The sequence below is a fragment of the Pseudomonas sp. B424 genome (genome assembly GCF_055408345.1).
In genome coordinates, this window is record NZ_JBUZTL010000042.1 from 19,436 (window position 1) to 28,242 (window position 8,807).

The 8,807-nt window shown below is 56.3% G+C and carries 7 protein-coding genes; 1 reads left to right on the forward strand and 6 read right to left on the reverse strand.

The window, feature by feature from the left end; all coding sequences use genetic code 11:
- Window positions 1-5: 5 nt before the first annotated feature.
- The 6 genes from ACZRMS_RS25360 to ACZRMS_RS25385 form a co-directional block, all read right to left on the reverse strand.
- Window positions 6-518: a fimbrial protein gene (locus ACZRMS_RS25360; protein WP_463997560.1), complete on the reverse strand. Its 513-nt coding sequence runs from the start codon at window positions 516-518 to the stop codon at window positions 6-8.
- Between the two features lie 7 nt (window positions 519-525).
- Window positions 526-1,017, reverse strand: a complete 492-nt coding sequence (locus ACZRMS_RS25365; protein WP_463997554.1) for a fimbrial protein — start codon at window positions 1,015-1,017, stop codon at window positions 526-528.
- Between the two features lie 20 nt (window positions 1,018-1,037).
- Complete coding sequence (locus ACZRMS_RS25370) at window positions 1,038-1,964, reverse strand: fimbrial protein (RefSeq protein ID WP_463997555.1); 927 nt, start codon at window positions 1,962-1,964, stop codon at window positions 1,038-1,040.
- Entirely contained in the window at window positions 1,957-4,587 is a 2,631-nt protein-coding gene (locus ACZRMS_RS25375; protein WP_463997556.1) for a fimbria/pilus outer membrane usher protein, read from the reverse strand. Before ACZRMS_RS25375 ends, ACZRMS_RS25370 begins: the two co-directional genes overlap by 8 nt.
- A gap of 35 nt (window positions 4,588-4,622) precedes the next feature.
- Window positions 4,623-5,321 (reverse strand): fimbrial biogenesis chaperone, encoded by a 699-nt coding sequence (locus ACZRMS_RS25380; RefSeq protein ID WP_463997557.1) that lies wholly within the window; start codon window positions 5,319-5,321, stop codon window positions 4,623-4,625.
- 65 nt (window positions 5,322-5,386) lie between these two features.
- Complete coding sequence (locus ACZRMS_RS25385; RefSeq protein WP_463997558.1) at window positions 5,387-5,962, reverse strand: fimbrial protein; 576 nt, start codon at window positions 5,960-5,962, stop codon at window positions 5,387-5,389.
- A 191-nt stretch (window positions 5,963-6,153) separates the two neighbouring features.
- Here ACZRMS_RS25385 and ACZRMS_RS25390 point away from each other — a divergent pair, with 191 nt between their 5' ends.
- The gene (locus tag ACZRMS_RS25390) at window positions 6,154-8,712 is read left to right on the forward strand and encodes an ATP-binding protein (RefSeq protein WP_463997559.1); all 2,559 of its coding nucleotides are present in this window, start codon (window positions 6,154-6,156) and stop codon (window positions 8,710-8,712) included.
- The last annotated feature ends 95 nt before the right edge of the window (window positions 8,713-8,807 follow it).

Sequence of the window (8,807 nt, forward strand, 5' to 3'; positions counted from 1 at the left end):
AGCATTTACAAGTAGATGATTTCCATCAGCAGCGTTGAGCTGTAAGTGCCTACATCAGGCAGTTCTTCCCCGGTTTTTACCGGCCTGACTGAAAGATTGAGTTTTAGCTGCGTATCTTCAACGGGAAAAACCAATAGCTCGCCCAGCTTCAAGTCCAGCACTTTGACGGTACTGCTCATATCACTCAGCCGAGTTTTCAACCCGAGTCTGTCGAGGGTGGTACGCAGAGTGCTGCTGTCAAACGAACCATTTCCTGCGTTAAAACGCAGGTGTACCTGACTGCCCTTGATACATTGAAAATTCAGGGCCACATCGGTCCAACCGGTGGTGTCCGACCTAAGTGAATTAAGGTTCACCTTGGGGATATCAATGCTTTGCGAGAGCGGGAAACTGGCCGTGCAGGGCGGTTTTATAAGCGTACCGCTCACATCGATCTGTGCGCCATCCTGAGCACAGCCAGTGGTGCTGAAGAACAGCGCAGCGGCCGACAACAGTGCAGCCCTCACTCTGACGAACATTTCCACCTCACAGGTACTCGATGCTGATAACGGATGAGGCGCTGAAAGCACCTTCGGTCAAGGCGCCCAATGCAATCAGCCTGGCCTTGAGGCTCAGATCGACAGTGCCGCTTTGATTGCTCAGGGTGCGTTTCACGCCGGTCACGTTGGCGACCGAATTGTCACTGTTCCACAGCAGCGAATAGGCCAGGTTGGTCTTGCCTGCATAGGCCTGGGTGGTGGAGCCCTGGTAGACGCTTGAGGCCTGGATGCTGATGCTCATTGACGAGTTGGCCGGGCAGGTCATGGTGACCGGGATGTCGATCATGGCCGCACTGGCAACCTGGTCATAGCGCAGGCTGCCGAAGTTGGCTGTCAGCGTCCGGCTGCTGGTCAGGGTGCAGGGCGGGCGCGTCAGCGTGCCACTGACGTTGATGGTGACGGTATCTGTGATGGCGTTGGCCGACGTGCAGACCAGGCTTGCGCAAACTGCTGCGGCCAACGATAGGGGTAATTTCACGGTCGAGTTCCTGTGCCTGATCATAGATAGGTGATGTTGAGGGTGTATTGACTGGAAAAATTGCCAGTCGGGGAAATGCTGGTATTCAGACGGGGTCGAAAGCCGAGGCGAATATTATTGGCGCCGGTGGTGAGCACTAACGTACGTGGACTGTTGAAGGTCACTGCGGTGTTGTTGTCGGCCCAGGTGGCGGCCATCGACAGGCCAGCCAGGGTGGTGGCTGATACCCCCGGGCTGCCGTTGATTGCACTTTGAGTGGGCACCAGGGTGGCGGTTGCCTGGGTACCACGGATGCAGTTCATTGTGACATTGGCAATTTGCTGCGTGATCGCGAAGTCGTTGCTGTTCAGGGTGCCGAAGGGCAGGTTCAGGGTTTTCGCCGAGCCCATCGAGCAAGCGGGCTGGATTACCCGATACCTGAGCTGTACAGTCTGGAGGTAGTCGCCATAGGCTTCATAGCCTCTGATGGACGTGTCGGTTAGCGATACGCTGACGATGTAGGTTCCCGGCGTGGTGGGAGCGATTCCGTACAGGAGAACATCGTAGGCAAAGGTGTTGCCCACGTAAAGTCGAACACAGCTGGAGGGCATGCACACGTTGGTCGCGGTGCCGATCGGCTTTTCCGGCACCATCAGTCCCGAGTTGGTATGAAAAACTTCGACCTTGCTGCCAGATCCCTGGCTATAGAACTGGCTGTGCTGCAGCGATGAGCCATAGGGGTACTGGCGCGTGACCCGGCAGTTGGCGGTCATGTGTGCATAGAAAACGGTAGAGGGCGACAAATCACCCAGATTGATAAAGCCGGTTGTACCGGTCGGTGTGCAGTTCAGGTTGTCCTGGACCAGGGCAAATGCCTGCTGGCTGGCCAGACTGAGAAGCAGGCAAAGCAGCAGCAAGCTGCTTTTAAGCCAGCTTGGATGACGGGGTTGGGTGGTTGAGTCATGCATCAGGAATACCTTGGGTGTCTGCTGATATGGCCGAGGTGTCATCGCAACGGATCTGTAGTTGGCCGATGCCCGTATCTGAAAGGTTGTAGGTACTCAGGTCCAGATCCTTGGCGCACCAGGGCTGACCGTTGACGTTGATCAGCAGCCGCGCCTTGTCCGGAACGCCGGTCATAAATACCCGGCCCTTGTCCGCTACCATTGCACTGCTTAGCAATGCACCTTCAGTGCTGAGAAGCTGGGCTTCGGCTGCAAACGGAGCCGGCTTGCCATTGTTTGAACTGACACTGATCAGTAGGCGTCGGCCGTTACGGGTCTCGAAATTGGCTAGTACAAAGGCACCGCGATTGGGCGTCACCTCTTGAACCAGATGCGCGATGTCGGTGTTGTCTGAAAGCGAGTCGGTGTTGAGTGACACCTTGTTCTTGCGGTACGGCTGGGCCGAAGGAATGATCGTGTAGCCACTGCCGTTGGTTTTGATCCCGCTTTTGGTCAGTACGCCGACATTGGCGGCGCCGGGCGTGGCCACGATGATGTTGGTTTCGCCCAGCGGCTGGGTGAACATCACGGTGTTGCGAATGGCCACAACCGCACCTTCCACGCCGTAGTCGGTCTGGCGTGTGTTTTGATCCTTGTTGTAGGAACCGTGCCAGATGGCATTGGCCGCGTTGTAACGGGCCGCCACCGAGCCGCCGAGCACGCGGTCGTCATCACTGACTTGCTGGTTGACTCCCAGGTTGTAGGACAGGGCATCGTCTTGAAGTTGAGATCCGCTGAATGTGGCCGTGCGGTTGGCATTACCGTCGGAGTCCTGGTTAGTGCTCAGGCCGATACGGCTGCTGCTGCCGGGATTGCCCAGCGGAATGCTGACGCTCAGCGATACGCTGCGAATGTCATCGCCAACCCCACTGTTCTGCGCCAGGCCCAGGTTGTAAGAGGCCCGACCGACACTGAAGCTGTAGCCCAGTTGCACCGAGGTATTGCTCTTGGCCAGGTTCCAGTAATCGGTTTTGGTCAGGTTGGCGTACATGCCGCCATAGTTGCCGAATTGTTGCGACACGTTGGCGGTAAAGCTGCTTTTCATATGGCCGCTCAGGTACGGGGAGAATGCACCGCTGTTATTGAGCGTTTCGTCGATATACGGGGCGAGCGAGTTGTTGGAGCGTGCGTTGATCGCCTCGTTGAAACTGTAGTAACCGCTGGTTGAATAGCGATAGCCAATCAGGCTGAAGCTGGTATCGGTCAGGTCTATGGATTTGGAGTAGCGAAAACGATACGACTGCCCCGACAGGGTTTTGGCCTCGGGGCCCATGTCGTCGCTGATGGCGTGGGTCACGTCCAGCGAAATGGCCCCGAACCCTGCAAAGTCATGGGCGAAGCCCAGCAGTGCCGACTTGTATTGCTCACTGACGATGGTACCTGCGAACAGCGTGGTGCCGTCTGTCAGCCCGCGGCGGTAGGTGCCCAGCACAAAACCGGGCTTTTGCGAGTCCAGAGCACCGTCTGCCGGGCGATATTGCCCGGCTGTCACAGCGTAGCTCTGTTGCCCTTCACGCAACATGTAGGGCACGGACGAGAACGACTGTACGTACACCTGGCGCTCGCCGTTGGGGCCCTCAACAGTCACTTCGATATCGCCGTTGCCCGAGGTCGAGTACAGATCCTTGAGGGCAAACGGGCCGGAAGGCACCCATTGCTCGCTGATCACATAACCGCGCTGGCGCAATGTCACTAAAGAGCGGCCGTTGGCTATGCCGCGCACCACGGGGGCAAAGTTGAGCGACTCATCGGGTAGCATGTCCAGGTCTGAGGCAATACCTACTCCGCGATAAGAGATGGTGTCAAACAGATCACTATCGGTAGCGCTTTCACCCACCGTGGCGATGGCCATCATATTGCCCAAGTCACGCTGGACATAGGTGTCCACCGACTTCCAGTTGCCGTCGACGTTGGTGCCTTTTTGCCAGGTCGAGAAGTTGCGAAAGCGCCAGGCGCCGCTGTTGATCCCGCTGTGCACACTGCCGAACTGTGATTGGCGGTTGCTGTATTGGTTCTCGTAGTTGCTGCCGGAGAAGCTGTAGTTGGCAAAGGCTACTTGCTCGCCATCGCTCCAGGTTTTGCGTCGGGTTTCGAATGGCACGCTGCCGATATAGGCCTGGGGAACTTGCAGGTTGAGTTGCTGCTTGTTGAAGTCGTAGTCATAGGTGACGCCGGTGAGTTCCCGGTTGAAGTACACACAATTGTCGGTACTGATATCGGCGTTTTTCAGCCGTGCGGGATCAACCCCCAGATCCGTCAGGGCTTGCAGGCTGAAGCACGGAAACAGGCCGTTGGGAGTCGAAACCTGGTTCGCGGTTTCGCGAATGAAATGCAGGTCGCGCTGTTCGACAAGCCGGCTATCCACTGACAGATCAACCCGGTAAATGCCGGGCAGCTGCCCCTGGCTCATGGCTTTGACTTGCTCGGCTACTTCTGCCGAACTGTTGCCACCGCCAATTTCCAGAAAGGAAGAATCGAAGCTGTAGTCCGCGTGCACTACAGTGGTAGTGAGACCGACTGCACTCAAGGTCAGAGTGCTCCAGCTCTTTACTCGGTGCGCGAAGGCGCACATGCGCAATCGCAACATGAGGGTATCCTTCCAGTCAGCTGTTCAATCGATGGTCAATGAGGGGTAACGGCTGTTGCCTTGACCGTGCTGCCGTACTCGTTGATGTAGCTGAGTACAAGCGTGTCGCTGTTTTTCAGCGGTATTGGAGTGGTGACGGTGCTTCCAGGCCTGATTACTTCAGGCATGTCTTTACTGGCGCTGTTGTTGATCAGCAGTTCGCTGACCACAACGTTAAACCCCGACGGGTTTTGCACACTCAGTTTTCCCCCTTCGACGCGCCATTGAAGTTTTTCCACAGCTTCTGGCAGCGTGCCCTTCAAGTCGCTCGGGCGGTAAAACAGTTTGATGGTGGTCTTGAGTGCAATCTGCAGTACGTTCTGATTGCGCTGTTCGGCACTCATGGCCGGGATTGCTTTTACATTGAGCAAAAACAGGCTTTCTTTATCGGTTGGCAGGTTTTGCCCGTTGGTGGCAATGATCCGCAGAATGTTCTGGCTCTTGGCGTCCAGACGAAAAAGGGGCGGGGTGATGATAAATTCATCCGCGCTCTCATCCCGGTTGTCGTAGGGGCTGACCCAGGATTGCACCAGATACGGCACGCCGTCTTCGCCGGAGTTTGAGAGTGACAGGTTGGCTTCTTTTTCCTTGCTTTGGTAAACAACCCGTGTGGAGCCCACATTGACCCCTGCTTGAACCTGGGGCAGCCAAAAACCTGCTGCCAGAGCCAAAAAGGCTGCAACTTTTAAACGCATGAGGGTGTCCTCTGGTTAACGCCAGAGCCCGCGATTGGCACGGGCTCTTGCGTTGCAAATCAGAATTACTTGTAGGTCACGTCGAAGCTGGCCAGCGCATTGACTTTACCGGTGCCGATACCGCGAGTGCCCGGGGTTTCACCCGCAGCTTCGGTGTCTGCAACCAGGCGCACATAGGACGCCGTGAAGTCGAAGGTGTTGGACTGAGGGCGCAGCACGTAATCGGTGCTGGCGGTGTTCAGCGCCAGTTTGTTGCCAGTACGCGCGTCGTTGATCTGGATACCAACGCCAGATACCTGGTTGTCGCCGCTCATGCCCAATACGGTTGCATCGGTCCCGGCCTGTTGGCCGCTGAACTTGATGGAAGCGTTTTTCAGGGTCGAACCGCTGCAGTTCTCCAGGGAGATCGAGAACGGCGTGGAGCCAGCAGTTGCGCCAACGGTGTTTTCAAAGTCGGCGATGCGGATCTGGCCCATATCGACCGACTTCTTCACACTTTCGCTGTTGATGGTGCAGGCGTTGTCGTTGATGGTACCGGTGAATTCAACTTGGCCATCAGATGCTTGAGCGCTAGCAGCCGCCATCACGATCAGCAGCGAAGAACCACAAAGTGCGGTGTATTTGCCCATTTTTTGAAACATGAGATAAGCCCTCTACAAACAAGTGATGTGTGATATCCATTTTTTATTGCCCCCCCTGTTCGCGGCTTGCCGCGGCAGGTGTTACACAGGATGCAATTTGGCAGGCGCGAACCCCATCAGACGATTCCTGTTCCGCTTATCCCTGTATCACGGGCGGCAGTTGCTGCCAGGTAAAACAACGGCCCTGAACGATGAAGCAAGCAAAGTTACGTCTCGGTGCACTGGCACTGAGTTCAATGAGGCTCAACAAACTGCTGCTCCTGTTGACCGGGCTTGCCCTGTTGCTGTTGAGCATGAGCTATTGGGCCGTCAACAGGGTCTTGCAGGAGGAGGCCGAGAAAGTCGACTTTCACTTCGCGCGGCTGATGGAAAGCATTCATGAGCATGAAGACTTTCTGCACACGGCTGCCGAGAGCTACGGGCAGTCCAGCAACGGCCTGACTATGGACAATAAGCCGCGCTCGCACATTGAGTTGATGCGCCAGGGCGATGAACGCTTGTTTCAGAACCGTGATACGGCCAAGTCATTGCCCTTTACGGTCAGCCAGCGTGACCGCTTTACCTTGGAGCAGATGCAGGGCGTCTATTCGTTCGGGGTGCAATTGACTGATCTGTTTACGGCCTACTGGTCCGATTCCTATTATTCAGCGCCCCAGATGTTCGTCTTTTCCCCGCTGGACCAGTTCACCATTGCAGTCCCCGGCATTGATGGCACCCGACAGTACCCGTTGTTGTACAAAAACAATTTTTTCGATGTGACCAAGCGTTTGTACGATGAGTTGGTGCCACGGCGACATTTGCTCAAAAATGATCAGTTACTGTGGATAAAAGCGCCTGTAGGGCTTATCCAGAAGCGCAAATATATTGTCGGTGCCGTCGGTGTGGATCTTTCCCGACGCTTTATGCCTGCGGCTGAAGAGGAGAGCCTGGTCATACTCACCGCGTTACTGGATATCAGTGATGTCAGTGACCTTGAGCGTTTGTTGATGCGCCCCACCAATAGCCGCTTGACCTTGATCTCGCCTGCTGGTGATGAACTGCTTGGTGACGTTCAGGATGTCGGGGAGTTGCCGCTGGGACTGAGCTTTGCCCGGGATGGCCTGCGCTTCAAATTGAGCTCGGGGGGTGATCAACCCTGGACCGGCCTTTACGCAATTTCCTATCAGAATTTTTTCGGCTATGCGATATGGCCCATCATGGGCGCGGCTGGTCTGTTTCTTCTGTTTGTATTTCTTGGCTGGCAGGTCAACCGTTGGTACCGGGTACGAATTATCGAGCCCGCACAACGGGCCAACCAGTCCCTGGCTGAAAGCGAAGAGTTCAACCGGGTCATGCTCGATAACGCGCCTGTTGGCCTGTGTGTGGTCGAGCGCGGTACAGGTGTTGTATTGCTGGAAAACCAGCGAGCCCACGAATGGCAGGGCACCCCCGAACTGATTGCCCTGTTGAAGCGTGATTACGGTGAGCACGAACTGGGCGAGGTCCAGCTGGAAGTGGCGGGGCGCTATCTGCAGGTTTGTATTGTCTTCACCCGGTACAAGGGCAAGGATGTTGTGCTGTGCGGTTTTAACGACATCACCCGGCATGTGGATGATGCCAATCTTATGGAGCAGGCCAGGCGCTCGGCCGATGAAGCGAGCAAGGCCAAGACCCTGTTCCTGGCCACCATGAGTCATGAAATTCGCACACCCTTGTACGGAGTGCTGGGCAATCTTGAGTTGCTGGAACTCACGCCGCTGAGCGAGCGTCAGCACGAATACCTGCACACCATTCAGCGCTCATCGACGGTTTTGTTCCAGTTGATCAGCGACGTGCTGGACGTGTCCAAGATCGAGTCCGGGCAAATGGCGGTCGAGGCCAGAACATTCTGCCCGCTGGATCTGTTTGAAGATTGCGTGCGCAGTTATTCGGCATCAGCAAGCAATAAAGGCTTGAAAATATTTGCCTGCGCGGACGCGACCTTGCCGCCGCTCTTGCGCGGGGATGCGGTGCGGATCCGGCAAATCATCAATAACCTGCTCAGTAACGCGATCAAGTTCACCGATACCGGCTGGGTTGTCTTCAGGCTTAAGGTGATTGCTATCGAGCGCGGTGAGGTGTCATTGCAGTGGCAGATTTCCGACACCGGCGTTGGCATCAGCGAAGAGCAACTCAAGCGCCTGTTCAAGCCCTTTTCCCAGGTGGGTGGCAGCGAGCGTGCGGGTGGAGCAGGGTTGGGTCTGTCCATTTGCGCCAGCCTGAGTGAAATGATGGGGGCGAACTTGCGGGTGGTCAGTGAGCCGGGATTGGGCAGCAGTTTTTCGCTGCACATAAACTTGCCGGTGATTGCCGGTTCGCTGGGCAATAGTGCCGATATTGATCTTGCCGGGGTGAATATCCTGGTGCGCGCGCCCCGCAATGAAATCGGCCAGATCCTGATTGAGTGGCTCAGCCGTTGGGGCGCCCGTGCGCAGGAGTTCCCGGCGTCGGGCACTCACGACAGCCATGCCATATTGCTGGATATCGACCCTGACCAGCAGATCATGCCAGCCTGGCCAGGTGAGAGGGTGCTGGCGACCGAGTCGGGGCGCAGCCAGCCGCACAGGACGGCCCGGGGCTGGGAGGTCAATGCCTATGACATTCGCGCTATTGGCAGAGCACTGATGCAGGTCGCCCATGGGACCGTTCCCCAGATGGCCATCAGTGTGGCACCGTACGCCGCAAACCTGGAATTGAACGTTCTGGTAGCAGAGGACAACGCTGTCAGCTAGGGGGTGTTCTCATTCAGGCGAGCCATATGACAGCAGACACAAGGGATAACATCGACTGGTAATTCCTGGCCAGTCGCTCATATCGTGTCGCTATC